Here is a 19,069-nt window from a genome sequence, read left to right on the forward strand (position 1 = left end):
GGCTTGACCGCGCCTTTGAAATGTGGTTTCTTAGGATTCGAGGCATTGGATTATGGCATGGCGAAGCTCAAGCACTTGGCAGCATTGATCGAAAAAATGAACGGCGGCGACACCGCGCGGACCAATTCGCTTGTTATGGTCGCGCGCAAAGCTGGGCTTTTCACGACCGGCGGGCGTGGACCGAACGCCCCCGAAATGTGGCCAACCGACTTTGGGCGCGCTCTGCTGCTGGGCACCACGCTTGCCACCCCGACGCGCGCCGCTGAGACGGTCAAGACGCTTGAGGCGGCGCAACCCTTTATCGTCAAAATCGACCCGATGGACGGCGGCGGCTTTCGTGACGTTGACCCCGACGAAAGCCGACTGATGGGCGCGGACGTTTACGAAAACCCGTATCTGCCTTCCTTCCTTTCGGACATGCCCAACGATCTGGCGGGCTTTCTAGAGGAACTTTTCGCGTCACTTTTTGCTGGCGAATGGTCTTTTCAAGACTGGGATCAATTCCGCGTCAGGGATGCTTACGGGCGCTTTGAAATATCATTCTTGTTGCACGGCGCTCGCTACATCGAGGGCAAGGCATCGGGCTGGAATGAGGTTTCCGACGATGAGCGCACCCCCGCGCATTATGGCTGGGAATTTGTGTTCCACGTTGAGAAGCCCACCGAACACCATGAGTTTTTCGGGGCGGTGGATCGGGTGATCTACTCGAACGCGCTCAAGGCATTGCAGGAATTGGCGCGGGGTGGCGACAATGGCTAACGCAAACCTCAATATCAGCGTCATTGAAAAGCGGATGCTGAAACAAACTGAGGCGGCGGACTATACCGGCTTGCCCGTCAAGCACTTCAAGGCGACATGCCCGGTCCAGCCGGTCGAGATGCGCCCCGGCACGATCCTTTGGGACAAGCGCGACCTGGATAAGTGGATTGACGCAATGAAGGAAGGGGCTGAGATGGCGACGCAAGACGCCATTCTTGGCAAGCTGTAATGACGCGCATCAGGGTAAAGGGCTTCAAGATATTCGATGACCGGCACGGGAAACCGCGCTGCTATCATCGCGCCACTGGCCACAAGATCGACCTGGAAAAGACCCCGCTGGGATCGGCTGAGTTTTTCGCGGAATGCGCCCGCATTGCAGCCATTGCCGAGGCGAGGAAGGCGCAATCCCCCAAGCCGGGAACGCTTGGCGGGCTGGTCAATGCCTATTTCCAGACTGAGCACTTTGGCAATCTGGCGGATGCCACCAAGCGCGACTATCGCAAGTGCGCTGACTTCCTGCACCCGATCCGTGACACGCCCGTTTCCGCGATCAAGACGCCCCTTATGTCTGGCATCCATGACAAGGCGGCGGGCAAGATCGGCTGGCGGCGGGCAAACATGGTCCGCACCTTTCTGAGCCAAGTTTTCCGTTACGCCATTCCGAAAGGTCTGATCGACCGGGACTATGCGGCGGGCGTCATTCCCAAGCCGCGCCCGAAAGATCGGCCCTATGCCAACCGGCCCTGGACGGTCGAGGAACGCGCCGTTGTGCTGGATCGGGCCGCGCCTCACGTCCGGGTGGCGGTCGCGCTGATCATGAACACCGGCCTTGATCCGTCCGACGCGCTCAAGCTGACCCGTCGCCAGATCGACGGCAACACGATCTGGGGCGTCCGGGGCAAGACGGGGCACGAGGTCGCCATTCCTATCGGCCCGACGCTGCAAGCGGCTCTGGACGCTGCACCGGCCCACGACGCGGTGACGATCCTTGCCACGTCCACCGGGAAGCCTTGGACCTACAACGGCTTTTCGACGGTCTGGCACCGCTTCAAGAAAAAGCTGGAAACTGAGGGAGCCGTGCAACCCGGTCTGACCCTCAAGGGGCTGCGGCACACCGTGGCCACGACGCTACGCGAGGCGGGGCTTGAGGAACGCCAGATTGCGGACCTGCTGGGGCAGAAAACCCCGTCTATGGCCCGCCACTATTCCCGGTCTGCCAACTTGGCGGACCGCAACCGGATCACGATGGAAACACTCGAAAAGGAGAACGAACGCCGATCAAAAGTTGTCAAACCATTCAAGAAAACTGTCAAACCCTGAAAGGCTCAAAAATGAATATCGAGCAATATCAAGAGTTTGAATGGTGCCCGGGGGCGGAATCGAACCACCGACACGAGGATTTTCAATCCACTGCTCTACCCCTGAGCTACCCGGGCACGGGTTGAAGGGCAGCGCCCTTCGGGTGGGGCGGAGATAGCCGAGCCGACAGGCGGTGTCCAGAGCCTTTTTGCAGGAAAAATCGCATCCGCCGATGCGTGCGTGATGGCGCTTTCACACGGCGGCGCTCCGGGGTAGAGCTTCGGCCATGGCACGCAGCTTTGACTCCCTTTCGGGCATCCTTTCGCATGGCTTTGACAGCGTCATCGACGTCCGCAGCCCCGCCGAATTCGCCGAGGACCATATTCCCGGCGCCATAAACCTGCCCGTGCTCGACAACGAAGAGCGCGCGCGCGTCGGCACCATCTACAAGCAGCAAAGCCCTTTTCTGGCGCGCAAGATCGGCGCCGCTCTGGTGTTTCGTAACGCGTCGGGTCATATCGAAGGGCCGCTTGCGCATCATGGGGGCGGCTGGCGCCCGCTGGTCTATTGCTGGCGGGGCGGGCAACGCTCGGGGTCTTTCGCCTGGATGTTGCAGCAAATCGGCTGGCGCGCCGAAGCGGTCGATGGTGGCTACAAGACCTATCGCAGGCTGGTGACCCGCGCGCTTTACGACACACCGCTGACGCATCGGTTCCTGCAGCTCGGCGGCTACACCGGGACCGCCAAGACCGCGCTCTTGCCCAAGCTCGCGGCACGCGGCACGCAGGTGATCGACCTTGAAGGTCTGGCGCGCCATCGCGGCTCGCTTCTGGGGGCGATGCCGGGCGGGCAACCCAGCCAGAAGGGGTTCGAAACCGAGCTGGCCGCACAGCTGGCACGGCTGGATCCGGAGCGACCGGTGATTGTCGAAGCCGAAAGCAGCAAGATCGGGCAGATCATCCTGCCGCCATCGTTGTGGGACAGCATGAAGACCGCGCCATGGATCGAGGTGTCGGCGCCGCTGGAGGCGCGCGCGGCCTATCTTGACCGGGCCTATGACGACATTCTGTCTGACGGTGCGCGGCTTCGAACACAGTTGTCGCCGCTGCGCTTTCATCGCGGCCATGCGCTGGTGGACGCCTGGGAGCGGATGATCGAGGACGGCGCGCGGTTGGCCTTGTGCCAGTCGCTTGCGGCGGATCATTACGATCCGGCCTATGACAAATCCATGTCGGCGATGACGCCACATGTGCTGGAGCGGTTCGAAACGCCGGCGTTGGACGATGCCGCGCTGGAGCGGCTTGCGGACCGGATCGCCAAGCGGCTTCAGACGATTTCGATATGACCGGGCCAGTCGCCGGCAATGCAGCCGATCACCGCCGCGTCATGACCAAGGCTGCGCAACTGCCGCACCTTTGTGGCGCCATCGGGAATGGCGGCCAACAGCCCTCCGGCGGTTTGCGGATCGCATAAAAGCTCGGCGCGGGGGCTGTCCGGGGCAAGACCGGGAATGGCCGCAAGGTTCTGTGGATACAGGGTCGAGCGGACGCCCTGCGCGGCAAGCGCCTCTGCCCCGGCAAGCAGGGGGACGGCGTCCAGTACCAGGCGCGCGCCGACGCCAGAGGCGGTCAGGATGCCGTGCAGATGCCCCGCAAGGCCAAAGCCCGTCACATCGGTCATGGCGTGGGCGTCTCGCAGCAGCTTTGCCGCGTCCCCCTGGGGGCGCGACATGCTGGCCAGGGCCTGCGCCACATCGGCGCCGCGCGCGCGGCCCTGCATTTCGGCCGCCATGATAACGCCCGAACCGATGGGCCTGGTGAGGATCAGATCGTCGCCCTCCCGCGCGCGCGAAAGAGTGATGGGCGCGCGGTCACACAGGCCGGTCAACGTGAAGCCGATGGTCAGCTCATCGCCCATCGAGCTGTGGCCCCCGACGATCTCGGCGCCCGCGCCGCGCAGGATCTCGCCGGCGGCGATCAGGATTTCCGAAAGGCTGCGCTCGGCCAGGGCTTCGGACATCCGGGGCAGGGTGATGCTTGCGGTGGCGGCCTGGGGCTGCGCGCCCATCGCCCAGATGTCGCCCAGGGCGTGCACGGCGGTGATCCGGGCCATCAGCACCGGATCGGCGGTGAAGGCGCGCAAATGATCGGTGGTCATCACCTGCCGCGCGCCGCCGGTCAGCAGCAGCGCCGCATCGTCGCCGGGCAAGGGGGTGACGTCGGCGCGAACCGGCGCGGGCAGGCGGGACAGCGCCGCGCCAAGGGCCGCGCGCCCGACCTTGGCGCCGCAGCCGCCGCACATGGGTTTGTCACCAAGCGCATCGGACGTGCCCGCGGCGCGCGGGACCGGCAGCGGGGGCGGCGCCATTTCGGGCAGATCGGCAAGCTTGCGCATGAATTTACGGTCGATGCGATCCTTCCAGCGCCACATCAGCGATCCCGACGGGGCAAGGCCGAACCGGTCGGCAAGAGCGGATTTTTCGCCCAGCGAGATCAGCTTGAGATAGTCCTTTTGCGGGTGGTAGCTGCGCAGGGCACCGTCCTCGGCCAGGCGCCTGCGCAGGTTTTCAAACAGCACTGGCGCCTGGCGCACGGCAAAGACGCCCGCTTTCGGGCGCGGCGTCCGGGTCATGTGCGCGCAGTCTCCGGCGGCGAAAATGCCCGGGTCAGAGCTTTGCAGCGTGGGGGCTACGGCGATGAAACCGTCCTGCGTGGCCAGCCCGCTTTGCGCAAGCCAGGGCGCGGGCCAGGCCCCGGCGGCGCCGGTGACGAAATGTGCGGCGATGATGTCGCCGTTTTCCAGGCGCAGGCCCTCTGGCGTGACGCCGGCCACGGGGGTGTTTTCGTGCAGGGTCACGCCTTGCGCGGCCAGCGCCCGGCGCAACCGCCGTGCCGCGCGCGGGCGCAGCGCGGCCAAGGCGGTGGACCGGTCGACCAGGTGGACCTGCGCGTCCCGCGATCGGTCGCGCAGGGCGTGGGCCATCGCGGCGGCCAGCTCGGCTCCGGCAACGCCGCTGCCGATGACGGCAACGCTGGCAGGACCGGTGCCATCGCGGAATGCGGCCCACCTCTGGGCGAAAGGGCCCAGCGGTTTGGCGGGAACCGCGTGATCGGCAAATCCCGGCAGATCGGGCATGGCCGATGTGATGCCGATGTCGACCGAGGCAACATCGAAGCCGACCGGCGGACGGTCGGGCAGGTGGATCTGACGCGCGTCGAGGTCGATGCCGTCGACGGCCCCAAGGATCACCCGCGCTCCGGCGAAACGCGCAAGCCTTACCAGGTCGATGTCCAGATCGTCACGGCTGTAATGCCCGGCGACAAAGCCCGGAAGCATCCCTGAATACGGCGCGGTGGGGCCTGGATTTACAAGGGTCACGCGGGCGCCAGGCAGCGGAGACATTCCCCACATGCGCAGGACGAGCGCGTGGGCGTGACCGCCCCCGATCAGCACAAGGTCTTTGGTAAGGGGGAGAGACATCATGGGGCGGCTTCCGGACCTGGCATTGCCGCAAGCCTTTAGCATGGTGCGCTGCGCCTGCCCATTGCCGAAGGAGCGGTGCGGCAAAGGGCGCGCGGCCTGCCCCCCCCTGGCCTCTCGGCACCGCCCCTGGGACAATTCGTCAGAAAACGGCCCTGTCGGATCGACCCTGGCGGATCGCCAGGCCGTCGCCGTCGAAAAGGTGGGTCTGGCCGTCTTCGAACTTCAGGCCGACGGGCTGGCCGGGGGCAAGGCCGGTGTCGCCATGCGCCCGGATCGTGAGCTTGCCCGCGCTGCCGCAATCGGCGATCACATAGGTGTCGGCGCCAAGATATTCCAGCACATCGACTGTGCCGTCGATCTGCCCGCTACCCGCTGCGCCAAGGGCGATGTGTTCGGGGCGGATGCCGAAATGCGCCGCCGTCCGGGGCAGCGGGGCGGGCAGGCGCAGCTCGGGCGTGGTCGCCGCGAAGACGTTCATCTTGGGCGAGCCGATGAACTGCGCGACAAACAGGTTGCCGGGCCGCTCGTACAGCTCACGCGGGCTGCCGACCTGGCTGACGCGGCCGGCCTCAAGCACCACGATGCGGTCCGCAAGGGTCATCGCCTCGACCTGGTCATGGGTAACGTAGATCATCGTCGATTTCAGCGACTGGTGCAGCTTGGCGATTTCGTAACGCATTTCGACGCGCAGGGCGGCGTCAAGGTTCGACAAGGGCTCGTCGAACAGAAAGGCGGTGGGGTCGCGCACGATGGACCGCCCGATGGCAACGCGCTGGCGCTGCCCGCCCGACAAATCCTTGGGGCGGCGATCCAGAAGGGGTTCCAGTTTCAGCACACGGGCGGCCTCATCGACCTTGGCGTCCATCTCGGCCCTGGGCACGCCCGCGGCTCTGAGCGAAAAGCCCATGTTGTCGCGCACGCTCATGTGCGGGTACAAAGCGTAGCTCTGGAACACCATGGCAAGGCCGCGTCGGGCGGGCGGCTCGGCGGTGGCGTCGGTGGCGCCGATCATGATCTGCCCGCGCGATGTTTCCTCCAGCCCGGCGATCATCCGCAGCAGGGTGGATTTGCCACAGCCAGACGGGCCGACGAAGATGATGAATTCGCCTTCCTCGATGGCCAGATCGACGCCCTTGATAACCTGCGCTTCGCCGTACCATTTTTCGACGGACTTCAGTTCGATGCTTGCCATTCGTTCTTTCTCCTGCCGCGTCGGAGCGGCGACCGTTTATCCCTTGACCGAACCCGCGGTCAGCCCCTTGGTCATGAACCGTTCCAGCCCGAGGAAAATCAGCATGATCGGCACCGTCGCGATCACCGAACCGGCCATCAGGTGCTGGCGTGGAATCTCGGACGAGTTGAGCGATGCGATCCCCCGCGTCAGCGTGAATTTCGATGGATCGTCGAGCAGCATGAACGCCAGCAGGAATTCGTTCCAGGCGATCATGAACACATACAGCGACACCGATGCCAGGGCCGGCAGCGACAGCGGCAGCGTGATCTTCCAGATCACGGCCAGGCGTGACAGCCCGTCCATCAGCCCGGCCTCTTCGACCTCGGACGGCAGGCCCCGGAAATAGCCCTGAAGCATGTAGAGCGCCACGGGGATGGTCGTCACCGGATAGATCATCACGATACCAAAGATCGTGTTGCGCAGGCCGGTCATCGAAAACGCGATGTAGATCGGCAGCGCCAGCACGATCATCGGCACCATGTAGATCAGCAGGACCGAGCGCGAGAACATCGCCTGTCCCCTGAACCGCAGCCGCGCGACGGCGTAGGCGCCGGGGATGGCAAAGGCCAGCGTGATGAACACCGTCAACACCGAAATGTAAAAGCTCGTCCACAGGTAGCTGCCGAAACTATACTGGGTCAGGAGCTCGTAATAACTGTCGAACAGGTGCCAGCCGCGCGACAGATCCAGCGAGAAATCCAGCGGGTTCGCCATCAGCGCCGCCTGATTTTTCAGGCTGGTCATCACCATCACATAAAACGGAATGACCACGATGGCGGTAAAGAAGATATAGCCAAAGCCGGTAAGGAAGCGGATCACCGATTCCTCGAACTCGTGGCGCGACAGGGCGCCCGGCCGCAGTTCTTCGGTCATCTTGGCAAGGCCAAGGGCGGTGAACAGCGCCACCGCGCCGTGGCCCACGACCAGCGCCAGCATGCCGATGTCGCCCGACACCATCGGGCCTGCGCCAAACATGCCGGCCAGCGCCGCCGCCAGAGCCGCCCCCCAAAGCGCGGGCGCCCCATACAGCGCCGCCATGCCGATGGCGGCGCCCCAGGGCAGCGTCAGCAGCGTCGGGCGGAAGGCTGCGCCGGTGGCAAAGCTCATCGCGACCGCCATCGTCACCGCGATGACGAAACACCACAACGCCCCCAGAACCGGCGCCGTCATGTACCCGAAACGCACCGCTTTCATGACTGGACTCCTGTTTTCGCCCGCTCGGGATGGCATTGGGCGGGGCGGGGGGGCGACGCGATCCTCATAGTCCTTCCTCCCGGCTGATGACCTTGAAGAAGAACACCGAAAACAGCAGCAGGCAGCAGAAGATCAGCACCGCGACCGCCGCCCCCGCGCCGATGTTGGACAGCGCGAACGCCTGTTCATAGACATTCACCGTCAGCACCCGCGTGCCGGCGTTGCCGCCGGTCAGCAGGAAGATGTCGTCGAACTTGTTGAAGGTCCAGATGAAGCGCAGCAGGAAAAGCACCGACAGGATGCCCAGCAACTGCGGCAGCGACAGGTAGCGGAATTTCTGGAACGGAGACGCGCCGTCCATGTCCGCCGCTTCGTACATGTCGGTGTCGATCGACTGCATGCGCGCCAGAATGAACAGGAAGGACAGCGGGAAATAGCGCCAGATCTCGAACAGCGTTACCATGATAAGTGCCAGCGGGCGCTCGCCGAAAAAGTTGATCGCCTCGCTGCTGACGCCCATCTGGATCAGCAGCGCGTTGGCCGACCCCGAGAACGGATCGAACAGCAGGATCCAGGCAAAGGCCACCGCGATCACCGGCGCCACATAGGGGAACAGGTACAGCCCGCGCAAAAATCCCTGACCGCGAAAGGACTTGTTGAGCAAAAGGGCGGCGAACAGCCCCATGACCAGCGCCCCCAGCGTACCGAAGACCGTGTAGAACAGGGTGATGCCAAACACCGCCCAGAATTCCGACCCGTCAAACACTTGCGCAAAATTCTCCAGCGTAAAGTCAAGGTTTGTCAGGATGTTGCTGGCCTTGCCGTCGATGATCGGGTCGCTGTCCCCGGCGCCGGGCCCGTCGAAATAGGCGGCGGTGGCGGTCACTGGAACGCGCAGCTCGTCTCGGGTGCCGCCCTCCCAGTCGCCGAAATCGCAGGCAAGACGCCCCTCGGCGATGTCGCAGCGCGGGTCGATTTCGGTCGGGGTCAGCCCGTCGGGCCAGGTGTCGACAAGCGTCACTCCGAGGATCTGCTGGTCCTGCGAGGAGTTGCGCAGCCGGTAACGCAGCACGGCCTTGTCGCCCGCCGCTTCCAGATCGCCGCGAATATCTTCGCGCACGATGGGCGTGGGGGGGCGCAGGTCGGCCAGGCCAACCGGTTTGAAACTGATCCAGAAGACCGCCAGCAGCGGCAGCAGCACCACCAGCGAAACCGCGATCAGGGTCGGTGCCAGCAACCCCCAGGCAAGGCGCGCCTCGCGCCGGCCAAGCGGCCCGGTACCGGTAGGAGGGGTGGCGTCGGTCATCTTGCGGGCTCCGAAGAAAGCAAAAGCCCCCGCCCCCGGGCGGGGCGAGGGCAACGGCGAGAGGGGTTACCGGATCCTGGCCAGCTCGTCGTTCATTTCGGCAACAGCGCCGGCGGCGTCGATCTGCCCGTCGATGAATGCGCGTACCACGCGGTTGACGACCTGGCTGTTGATCATCTTGGACGCCAGCGCCAGCTGCCCGTCTTCGACGCCCCAGCGTTGGGCGGTGTCCAGCCCGCTGACGATCTCGTCGATCATTTCTTGCGGATACAGTTCGCCCAGGGGCGCCTTGCGGTCCACGCCGACCGGAAGCTCGGCCCATTGCGTGACGAAATACTCGGGATCGTCGGCGTTGCCACGGCGCACCGGAAATTTGCCTTCGGGCGCGATGGACAGCGTGTCGACATAGCCCTGGTCCATCGAATACTTGACGAAATCAATGGCGTCGTCGGTCGAAGCATCGCCGGTGATGCCGAACATGTTGATCAACGCCCAAGCGGCCCCATCCGGGTTGGACGGCCCCGAGAACGTGGTCACGATGCCGGTTTTCGATGCCAGTTCGGTCGATGTCGGGTCATCGGTGATGGTGGGCGGCGCGCTGTCGCGCAGGCCCGCCAGTTCATCCAGGATGAACGGCGACCAGATAATCATCGCGGCGTTGCCCGAGAAATACAGCGTGCGCGACTGATCCCAGTACAGATCCCCCGGAGGCGACGCCGTGGCGATGGCCTTGTAGAATTCCAGCACCTCGGTGGTTTTTGCCTCGTCGAGCGGCTGGAACCCGTCGGGGCCGACCGGCGACACGCCGTTGGCCAGAAAGACATGCTCCAGAACCTGGCTCATGAAATCCTCGTCGACCTTGGTGGCGGCGACAAAGCCGTACATCTCGGGCGGGTTGTGCAGTGCCTCCAGCGCGGCCTCGACGTTGGCGAAGGATGTCGGGGCCTCAAGGCCCGCCTCGTCGAACAGATCCTTGCGATAGACGATCATCTGGGTCCAGCCATCGGCGGGCACCGACGCATACCCGCCGTCGAAGGCGGCGATTTCCAGCGCGCCGGGGGCGAAGGTGTCCGCGCCCAGATCCTCGATCGCGTCGGTCGCGGCATCGGGGTCCAGGATGCCCGCCTCGACCCAGGGCAGCGCGTAGCTGATCGGGTGATAGATCACGTCTGGCAGATCGCCCGCAGCATAGGCGGCCGTGGCGCGGGTGCCCAGTTCGGATTCGGTGACGGGGATCACCTCGACCTCGTTGCCGGTGGCTTCGGTAAAGGCGTCGGCCATGGCCTGCTGGCGGGCCAGGCGTTCGGGTTGTTCCTCGGTGGTCCAGAAGCGGATGGTTTCGGCGCCGGCGGCGTTGGCCGCCAGGGCCAGGGCCATCGCGGCGCTGCCCAGAAGCGGCAATCTGATGGATGTCATGGGATCCTCCTGTCGAAAGTCATGGTGTGAAAAACGGGATGGGCCGGGCAGCGGAGAGGCCCGATATGTCGATTGGCTGACGATCCGGAAAACAGGCCGCGCCGAAGAGCGCCGCACCAGCTGGCACGGGGTGGCCGGTGCGATACATTCCGTCTGCCTCTGGCAGCATGCAAGCGGTTCTCCCTTGGGCGCAGGCTCGGCGCTAAATCCGCTCAGTGCAAGGAAAAGTTGCGCCGCACCGCAGAAACTCGTCCCGTTGTCACGTCAGATGGACACCCTGGCCAGCAGATCCTCGCGGTCGATTTCGCCGGCGCGGCCCGCAAGCGACACCGCGCCGCGCTGGACAGCCACGAAACTGTCCGCAAGATCCCACATGAAATCGAAATACTGCTCGACCAGAATGATGGCCATGTCGCCCTGATCGCGCAATTGGGCGATCACCCGGCCAATCTGCTGGATGATGTTTGGCTGGATGCCTTCGGTCGGCTCGTCCAGCAACAGCACGCGGGGTTTCGAAATCAGCGCCCGCGCGATGGCGAGCTGCTGTTGCTGCCCCCCCGACAGATCACCGCCGCGCCGGTGCAGGAAATCCTTGAGGATCGGGAACAGATCGAAAATATGCGGCGGCACCGTGTGTTCGGACCGGGGCAGGCAGGCAAAGCCGGTTTCCAGATTTTCCTGCACGGTCATCAACGGAAACACCTCGCGCCCCTGCGGCACATAGGCGATCCCGGCGCGCCCCGCCTGAAACGCCGACAGGTGGTTCAGCGGTTTACCATCCAGCGTGATCGTGCCGCCGGAATAGGGGTGCCGCCCGGCGATGGCTTTCAGCAGCGATGTCTTGCCGACCCCGTTGGTGCCGGTCACGGCGGTGACCTTGCCGGGTTCCGCGGTCAGCGAAATGCCATGCAGGATCTGGCTTTGCCCGTATTTGAGGGTCAGGTTCTCGACGCTCAGCATGATGCGGTCCTTTCGCGCCTAGCGGCCCAGATAGACTTCGATGACCTCGGGGTTCGAGGTCACATGATCGAGCGAGCCTTCGGCCAGCACAGAGCCTTCGCACAGCACTGTCACCCGGCAATCGAGGCGGCGGATGAATTCCATGTCATGTTCGACCACGACGACGGCGTGCTTTTGCGCGGCGCGTTTGAGCAGATCGGTGGTGTGCTCGCGCTCGGCCGGGGTCATGCCGGCGGCGGGTTCGTCCACCAGCAGCAACCGGGGGTCCTGCGCCAGCAACATGCCGATTTCCAGCCATTGTTTCTGGCCATGGCTCAGCTCGCCGGCGATGCGGGGCAGGGCATCGGTCAGGCCGATGGTCTCGGCAAGTTCGCCAATGCGCCGCGCGCCGGCCTGCGTCTTGCGATACAGCAACACATCGAACGGCCCGCGCTTGTTCTTCAGCGCCATGGCGAGGTTTTCGCGCACGGTCTGTGCCTCGAACACCGTGGGTTTCTGAAACTTGCGCCCAACGCCGACCGTGGCGATTTCGCTTTCGGACATCTTGAGCAGCGAGATGGATTTTTCGCCGTAAACCACGGTGCCGCTGTCGGGGCGGGTCTTGCCGGTGATGATGTCCATGAAGGTGGTCTTGCCCGCGCCGTTGGGCCCGATGATGGCGCGCAGCTCTGGCTCGCCGATGCGAAAGCTGAGGTTGTTGATCGCCTTGAATCCGTCAAAGCTGACCGACACGCCGGACATTTCCAGAAGCGTCTTCATCTTTCTTCCTCCCCTTCGACGGTGCGGCGCGCGCCCTTGTCGGGGCCGAAGTCTCCGACCCGCTCGGGCACGGGGTGGCGATGGCCCAGCAGGTCGAACAGCCCGCCGATGCCCTTGGGCGCCAGAAGCGTCACGGCGACAAAGCTCACGCCGAGCAGCACCAGCCACCAGTCGGTCCAATGGAGCGTGTAAAAGCCAAGCGGGATGTCGGGTGCGCCCCCGCTGGTGAACCAGGACGACAGCAGCGACACCAGCGCCGCGCCAAGCGCCGCGCCGTACAGCCGCCCGCGCCCGCCGATGGCGACCCAGACCGCCAGATAGATCGACGCGATCGGCGCGACCTCGTTGGGGTTGATGATGCCCGCCTGCGGATAATACAGCGCCCCCGCGATGCCCGCGACGATGCCCGTCAGGGTAAAGACGAACAGCTTGTAGCTTTCGACGTGATAGCCAAGGAACCGCACCCGGCTTTCATTGTCGCGAATGCCCCGGATGACCGACCCCATCTTGCCCGACACGACCCAGGCAAACAGCACATACCCCGCCCCGAGCGCCACCGCTGAGGCCCAGAAAAACGCCAGCGACAGCGTCGCCTGTGGCAGGTCTTCGAGTCCGGGAAGGTTCTGCAAGCCCGACAGCCCGTTGTTGCCGCGCAGGCCAGCCTCGTTCTGGAACAGGTACAGCGACAGCGCCAGGGTCATCGCCTGTGTCAGGATCGACAGGTAGACGCCCGTCACCCGGCTGCGGAATGCCAGCCAGCCGAACACCAGCGCCAGCACCCCCGGCACCAGCACCACCATCGCGATCTGCAGCCAGAAGCTGTGTGCAAACAGCCAGATCGCCGGAAACTCCGAGCTGCCGACAACGCCGAATATCTGCGTGCCGACAGAGTCGTGGATTTCCTGCGGCGTGGGGGGGATGGCGGCGGCGCGCAGGCTTTCGGTCACGATGATCTCGGTCCGGGCGTACATCAGCCACATGCCGATCATGTAGCCGCCAAGTCCGAAGAACGCCATGTGGCCAAGGCTGAGAATGCCGGTATAGCCCCACACCACGTCCATCGCGATGGCGACCAGCATCAGGCACAGCGTCTTGCCCAGCGTCTTGACGAAACTGGTCGAGATCATGCCGTTGCCCATGGCGTCCGACAGCACCGTCACGATCAGCGCGAAAACGGTGAGCGACAGCAAGAACCACAGGGCCGAACGGTTCTGGCTGAGAAAGCTTTGCGGTTTCATGCGGACCTCCGGTGATCGTCCGTCGAGGGGGCGCTGCCCCCGCTGCTGCGCAGCCCCCCGGAGTTTATCGGGCAAGATGAAGCCGGGGCGCGGTGCCTTTGTTTGACGCGGCGGGAAACACCTTGGCCAAAGGCGGGCCGGGGACGATGGGCGGGCGGCGTTTCATGGATAAGACGCTGCATGGTCAGTCTCCTGCCGCGCGGCCCTTGAGGGCGACGATGCCCTTGGGGCGGAACTGGATGAAGAGGATGATGAACAGGATCATGTAGGTCTGCGCCGCCAGCGTGTTGGACGGGTTGAAATACTCGATCCCCTTCTGAAGAATGCCGATGAGTGCCGCGCCCGCAAGCGTGCCCCAGACGTTGCCGACGCCGCCGACGACCACGGTCATGAAGCTTTGCACGATATAGTCCGCGCCCATTTCCGAGGTCACTTTGGCATAAAGCCCGATGGCGACGCCCGCGATCCCGGCGATGCCCGACCCCAGACCGAAGGTCAGCATGTTGATCTTGTCGGGGTTGATGCCCATCGACGCCGCCATGCCGGGGTTTTGCGTGACGGCGCGCACCTCCAGCCCGACGCGGGTCTTGTTCAGGATGAACAGGATCAGCGCCAGAAAGATCAGGGCCAGCACGAAGATCGCGATGCGGATGTTGGCGATGCTGACCACATCGTTCAGCACCCAGGCCCCATCCAGCCAGGCGGGCGAGGTCAGGGGGCGCGCCTGCGTGCCGAAGATGTTCTTGGCCAGCTGTTGCAGCGCGATCGAGATGCCAAAGGTCGCCAGCAGCGTTTCCAGCGGGCGGTGATAGAGCCAGCGGATCACCAGCCGTTCCATCGCGACACCGGCGGCGAACGTCACCGCAAAGGCCAGTGGCAGCGCCACGATCAGCGACAGCGTGTAATCGGGGATGATCTGCTGCACCACATAGCCGGTATAGGCGCCCATCATGATGAATTCGCCATGCGCCATGTTGATGACGCCCATCACCCCGAAGGTGATGGCCAGTCCTATGGCCGCCAGAAAGTAGATCGACGCCAGCGACAGCGCGTCCAGCGTCAGATCCAGCATCTGGTTGAAGAACACCCGTTGTTCGACCTCGTCCAGCGCGGCGCGCGCGGCGTCGGTGACGGCCGTATCCGGCTCGGCGTAGGCTTCGTAGAAAACGTGCGAGGCGAGCGCCGCCTCGATGGTGTCCTGCGTGACCAGCGGCGGCGCGGCGCCGGCCTCAGCAAGGGCGGCATAGGCGCGCAGCCGGTCGGTTTCGGAATCCAGCGCGCCGACGGGCACACCGCCGACTTCGCCGCCCGCGACGTTTGCGGTCAGCGCGGCCTTGATCTGGTCGCGGTCCTGCGCGGGGGGCGCGCGGCCCGCATCGACGAGCCGGGCATAGGCATCCTGGATCGGGATGTCGTCGCCGACCTGAAGCACGCGTGCGACGTTCACCTCCGGTGGCAGCGTTTCGGCCACTCCGGGCGAGGTGGTCAGGATCTGGTTCAGCACCGCGCGGACCTCGACCGACAGCGCGCCGGACAGGGCGGCGATCGCGGCGACGCGGTCGTCGCTGTTCGCGCCGAAGCGGGCGGCGAGCATGCCGACGAGTTGTTCCTTGCGGGCGCGCAGGGCGGGGTCTGTTTCGCTGGCGAGAGAGGCGCGCAGCGGGGCGAGCTGATCCGGCTCAGGGGCGCGGGCGATGGCATCCAGCGCCGCCGAGCGGGCCGCGATGTCGGGGTCCGACAGCTGGAATTGCACCAGCGCGGTCGAGATCACCCGGCGCACCCCGCCATTGGGACGCACCGCCGACAGGCTTGCGCGGTCAAGCCGGACCGGCGCGCCGGTGTCCACGTCCACCGGGGGCGTGCCGTCATAATAGAACAGGCCGGTCGCCTCGTCCTGCACCAGATCGCGGTCGGACCACCGGTTGAGAAAGTCGGGCACCTGCGGCAGGCCGGAGGCGACGAGATCGGCGATCAGCGGCCCGACACTCTGGCGGCCCGGACTGGCGACCTCGTCCGCGTGGGTCTGAAGAAGCGCCTGAAGCGGGCCTGTCTGCTGTGCCATGGCCCGGTGTGCGGGCAAGGCCAGACAAAGTGCCAGCGTCAGAACGAGAGAGAGCGCGCGCAGCATCGGCAGCCTTCCCGAAAATGTCGGATGGGTCCTGGGGGCAGGCGACGGACACCGTGAAACAGGCGCCCGTCGCGGTTTGGATCAGATCAGTAGTTGGATTTGGTCTGAACGCAGGTCGAGGTTTCGGTGTTGTACATGCCGCAGTCCAGCTCTTTCCAATCGGATACGAGCGGGGCGGATTCGGGCAGGAAGTCGGTCCAGGCGTCACCCGCGACCGGCTCGGTCTGCGAGATGATGTCGAACTGGCCGTCGGCGCGGATTTCGCCGATCAGAACCGGCTTGGACAGGTGATGGTTGGTGCCCATCACCGCCATGCCGCCGGTCAGGTTCGGAAATTCCAACCCCCACATGTTTTCGCGCACCGCGTCCACATCGGTGGTGCCTGCGGCCTCGACGGCCTGTACCCACATGTTGAAGCCGATGTAATGCGCTTCCATCGGGTCGTTGGTGACGCGGCTGTCATCGCCGATGAACGCGTGCCATTCGTCGATGAACGCGGCGTTTTCGGGGGTGTCGGCGGTCATGAAGTAGTTCCACGCGGCCAGGTGCCCGACCAGGTTCGACGTATCCAGCCCCGACAGTTCCTCTTCGCCGACCGAAAAGGCGACGACGGGGATGTCGTCGGCCGACACGTTCGCCGCCGCCAGTTCCTTGTAGAACCCGATGTTGGCATCGCCGTTGATGGTCGAGATCACGCCGACCTGCTTGCCGTCCTCACCAAGCGCCACCACGTCGGACACGATGGTCGACCAGTCGGACTGGCCGAAGGGGGTGTAGTTGACGAAGATGTCCTCGGCCGCGATGCCCTTGGAGGTCAGGTAGGATTCAAGGATGTTGTTGGTGGTGCGCGGGTAGACATAGTCGGTGCCGAGCAGGGCGAATTTCTCGACGCCCAGCTCATCCAGGAAATAGTCGACCGCCGGGATCGCCTGCTGGTTCGGCGCGGCGCCGGTGTAAAAGACGTTCTTGGACGATTCCTCGCCCTCGTACTGGACGGGATAGAAATACAGCGCGTTCAGTTCTTCGAGCACCGGCAGCACGGCCTTGCGGCTGGACGAGGTCCACGACCCGAAGGTCACGTCGACCTCGTCGTTGGAAATCAGCTCGCGCGCCTTTTCGGCGAACAGCGGCCAGTCGGACGCGGGGTCCTTTACCACCGCTTCCAGTTCGCAGCCCAGCAGGCCACCTGCCGCGTTCTGCTTTTCGATCAGCATCAGCATGGTGTCTTTCAGCGTGGTCTCTGAAATCGCCATCGTACCGGACAGCGAATGCAGCACGCCCACCTTGATCGGGCATTCGGTTTCCTGCGCCGAAACGGCACCGGCACAAGCCAGCGCCGCGGCGGCGACCCCCGAAAGCTTCATCATCTCGATCATGAAATCACATCCCTTGTGTGCGACTGTTGCAGGCCGACGCAGACCTTGCGCGTGCAAGGCCCGACTGTCGCGGCCCGTGGTGTTCGTCGCTTTTAATATCTGCGCCCCGGCGCTTTCGGATGCTTCCTCTTGCGCCACGACATCCCCGTATTGCGCCGGCCCAAGACAGGCGCGGCCCTGTTGTTATCCGAGGTCGCGGGGTGCCGCAGGGGAAATCGCGCGGCATATGCCGTGACTTGCATGCGTGATTAATTCATGCGCTTTTTTTCACGGTGGTGTCCGATAATTGTGCTAAACCGAAACGGTGAGGGGTCTCGCTTCGGAAATTCCCGGTGTTCGACATGTGCGTGGATTCGAATTACGGGCCGATTGCCTGTAAAATAAGCGGAACAGGCGGTCTCTGAACGATTTTTCGGAAGGGGGCTTTCACTCTTGCGGTGAAACGTGGAATTTGAGGCGAGAACACGAAGGGAAGAGCATGAGCGCCACGCAAGCCAAGATCTTCAACGAGATGATGAATGGGCCGGACGTGCGCGCCGCCTATGCCAATCTCGAAACGTGGTATCGGTCGATGCCGCCGGAACTGCGAAACCTCAAGCAGTCCGAGGCCGAGGCGCTGTTTCGACGGGTCGGCATCACGTTTGCGGTCTATGGCGAGGGGGGCGACCCGGAACGGCTGATTCCGTTCGACATGTTTCCGCGGGTGATGACAGCCGAGGAATGGCGCAAGCTCGACAAGGGTATCCGCCAGCGGGCCGCGGCGCTGAACGCCTTTCTGTGCGATGTCTACGGCCGCCGCGAAATCATCAGGGCGGGCAAGATCCCCGAACATCTGGTGACCAACAACGAAGCCTATGAAAAGGCCGCAATCGGTTTCAGGCCGCCGGGGGGCGTGTTCAGTCATATCGTCGGGGTCGATCTGGTGCGCACCGGGCCGGACGAATTCTATGTGCTCGAAGACAACTGCCGCACGCCGTCGGGTGTCAGCTACATGCTGCAAAACCGCGAAATCATGATGCGCATGTATCCGCAGCTGTTCATGGAAAACCGCATCGCGCCGGTCGATGGCTATGCCTCGGCGCTGAAACGCACGCTGGCCTCGGTGGCGCCCAAGAAATGCGTCTCCGAGCCGAAAATCGTCATTCTGACGCCGGGCCAGTTCAATTCGGCCTATTACGAACATTCCTTCCTGGCCGATCTCATGGGGGTGGAGCTGGTCGAGGGGCAGGACCTGTTCGTCGAGGGTGATTTCGTCTGGATGAAGACCACCGAAGGCCCCAAAAAGGTCGACGTGATCTATCGGAGGATCGACGACAGCTTCCTTGATCCGCTGTGCTTTCGCCCCGATTCCATGCTGGGGGTGCCGGGGCTGATGAACGTCTACCGTTCGGGCGGCGTGACGATCTGTTCCGCCCCCGGCGCCGGGGTCGCCGACGACAAGGCGATCTATACCTATGTGCCCGAGATGATACGCTTTTATCTTGGCGAAGAGCCGGTGCTGGAAAACGTGCCCACCTGGCAATGCGCCAAGGAGGACGATTGCAAATATGTGTTGGAAAACCTTGACGAGCTTGTCGTCAAGGAGGTTCACGGCTCGGGCGGCTACGGCATGCTGGTCGGCCCCAAGGCGGATAAATCCACCATCGAGGCTTTTGCCCACAAGATCCGTCAGAACCCCGACAACTACATCGCCCAGCCCACGCTGGCGCTGTCGGCGGTGCCCACCTTTGTCGAAGAAGGTATCGCGCCCCGCCACGTCGATCTGCGGCCCTATTGCCTTGTCGGTGAAAAGATCGAGCTGGTGCCGGGCGGACTGACCCGCGTGGCGCTGACCGAAGGCTCGCTCGTCGTGAATTCGTCGCAGGGCGGAGGTGTCAAGGACACCTGGGTCCTGGCGGAATAAGGGCGGAAGGACAC

15 protein-coding genes and 1 tRNA gene are annotated in these 19,069 nt (G+C 64.2%); 5 read left to right on the top strand and 11 right to left on the bottom strand.

Annotated features, from left to right (window positions below):
- Positions 1 to 57 precede the first annotated feature (57 nt).
- From ATI53_RS10630 to ATI53_RS10640, 3 genes are read left to right on the top strand one after another with little or no spacing between them, the layout of a single operon-like run.
- Complete coding sequence (locus tag ATI53_RS10630) at positions 58 to 759, top strand: hypothetical protein (RefSeq protein ID WP_146609911.1); 702 nt, start codon at positions 58 to 60, stop codon at positions 757 to 759.
- Positions 752 to 988, top strand: a complete 237-nt coding sequence (locus ATI53_RS10635) for a hypothetical protein (protein ID WP_111550376.1) — start codon at positions 752 to 754, stop codon at positions 986 to 988. The genes ATI53_RS10630 and ATI53_RS10635 overlap by 8 nt, the downstream gene beginning before the upstream one ends.
- Positions 988 to 2,079 carry a tyrosine-type recombinase/integrase gene (locus ATI53_RS10640; RefSeq protein ID WP_111550377.1) on the top strand — a complete coding sequence of 364 codons (1,092 nt, stop codon included), beginning with the start codon at positions 988 to 990 and terminating at the stop codon, positions 2,077 to 2,079. Before ATI53_RS10635 ends, ATI53_RS10640 begins: the two co-directional genes overlap by 1 nt.
- Before the next feature lie 41 nt (positions 2,080 to 2,120).
- On the opposite strand, the gene ATI53_RS10645 is transcribed toward ATI53_RS10640, so the two are convergent.
- Positions 2,121 to 2,195: transfer RNA gene (locus ATI53_RS10645), tRNA-Phe, on the bottom strand.
- A gap of 149 nt (positions 2,196 to 2,344) precedes the next feature.
- Between ATI53_RS10645 and mnmH the strand changes: the two genes are divergently transcribed.
- Complete coding sequence (gene mnmH, locus ATI53_RS10650) at positions 2,345 to 3,403, top strand: tRNA 2-selenouridine(34) synthase MnmH (RefSeq protein ID WP_009506127.1); 1,059 nt, start codon at positions 2,345 to 2,347, stop codon at positions 3,401 to 3,403.
- Here mnmH and ATI53_RS10655 read toward each other — a convergent pair.
- The 10 genes from ATI53_RS10655 to urtA form a co-directional block, all read right to left on the bottom strand.
- Positions 3,385 to 5,541 (bottom strand): slr1591 family oxidoreductase, encoded by a 2,157-nt coding sequence (locus ATI53_RS10655; protein ID WP_111550378.1) that lies wholly within the window; start codon positions 5,539 to 5,541, stop codon positions 3,385 to 3,387. The two genes, mnmH and ATI53_RS10655, sit on opposite strands and share 19 nt — an antisense overlap.
- A 139-nt stretch (positions 5,542 to 5,680) precedes the next feature.
- A complete protein-coding gene (locus ATI53_RS10660) occupies positions 5,681 to 6,733 on the bottom strand; it encodes an ABC transporter ATP-binding protein (protein ID WP_009506131.1) in 1,053 nt (350 codons plus the stop codon).
- A 36-nt stretch (positions 6,734 to 6,769) separates the two neighbouring features.
- A complete protein-coding gene (locus ATI53_RS10665) occupies positions 6,770 to 7,969 on the bottom strand; it encodes a carbohydrate ABC transporter permease (RefSeq protein WP_111550379.1) in 1,200 nt (399 codons plus the stop codon).
- Between the two features lie 64 nt (positions 7,970 to 8,033).
- Entirely contained in the window at positions 8,034 to 9,275 is a 1,242-nt protein-coding gene (locus ATI53_RS10670) for a carbohydrate ABC transporter permease (protein ID WP_009506135.1), read from the bottom strand.
- A 66-nt stretch (positions 9,276 to 9,341) separates the two neighbouring features.
- Positions 9,342 to 10,691 carry an ABC transporter substrate-binding protein gene (locus ATI53_RS10675; protein ID WP_111550380.1) on the bottom strand — a complete coding sequence of 450 codons (1,350 nt, stop codon included), beginning with the start codon at positions 10,689 to 10,691 and terminating at the stop codon, positions 9,342 to 9,344.
- 264 nt (positions 10,692 to 10,955) lie between these two features.
- The gene (urtE, locus tag ATI53_RS10680; RefSeq protein ID WP_111550381.1) at positions 10,956 to 11,651 is read right to left on the bottom strand and encodes an urea ABC transporter ATP-binding subunit UrtE; all 696 of its coding nucleotides are present in this window, start codon (positions 11,649 to 11,651) and stop codon (positions 10,956 to 10,958) included.
- 18 nt (positions 11,652 to 11,669) lie between these two features.
- On the bottom strand, positions 11,670 to 12,410 hold the full coding sequence (urtD, locus tag ATI53_RS10685) for an urea ABC transporter ATP-binding protein UrtD (RefSeq protein WP_009506140.1): 741 nt from the start codon (positions 12,408 to 12,410) through the stop codon (positions 11,670 to 11,672).
- Entirely contained in the window at positions 12,407 to 13,648 is a 1,242-nt protein-coding gene (gene urtC / locus ATI53_RS10690; protein ID WP_009506141.1) for an urea ABC transporter permease subunit UrtC, read from the bottom strand. The genes urtD and urtC overlap by 4 nt, the downstream gene beginning before the upstream one ends.
- 184 nt (positions 13,649 to 13,832) lie before the next feature.
- Entirely contained in the window at positions 13,833 to 15,776 is a 1,944-nt protein-coding gene (gene urtB, locus ATI53_RS10695; protein WP_009506142.1) for an urea ABC transporter permease subunit UrtB, read from the bottom strand.
- 86 nt (positions 15,777 to 15,862) lie between these two features.
- Positions 15,863 to 17,152 carry an urea ABC transporter substrate-binding protein gene (urtA, locus tag ATI53_RS10700; protein ID WP_111550382.1) on the bottom strand — a complete coding sequence of 430 codons (1,290 nt, stop codon included), beginning with the start codon at positions 17,150 to 17,152 and terminating at the stop codon, positions 15,863 to 15,865.
- 478 nt (positions 17,153 to 17,630) lie between these two features.
- On the opposite strand from urtA, the gene ATI53_RS10705 reads away from it, so the two are divergent.
- Positions 17,631 to 19,055: a circularly permuted type 2 ATP-grasp protein gene (locus ATI53_RS10705; RefSeq protein ID WP_111550383.1), complete on the top strand. Its 1,425-nt coding sequence runs from the start codon at positions 17,631 to 17,633 to the stop codon at positions 19,053 to 19,055.
- Positions 19,056 to 19,069 lie beyond the last annotated feature (14 nt).

The organism is Salipiger aestuarii (assembly GCF_003259905.1).
GTDB lineage: Bacteria > Pseudomonadota > Alphaproteobacteria > Rhodobacterales > Rhodobacteraceae > Salipiger > Salipiger aestuarii.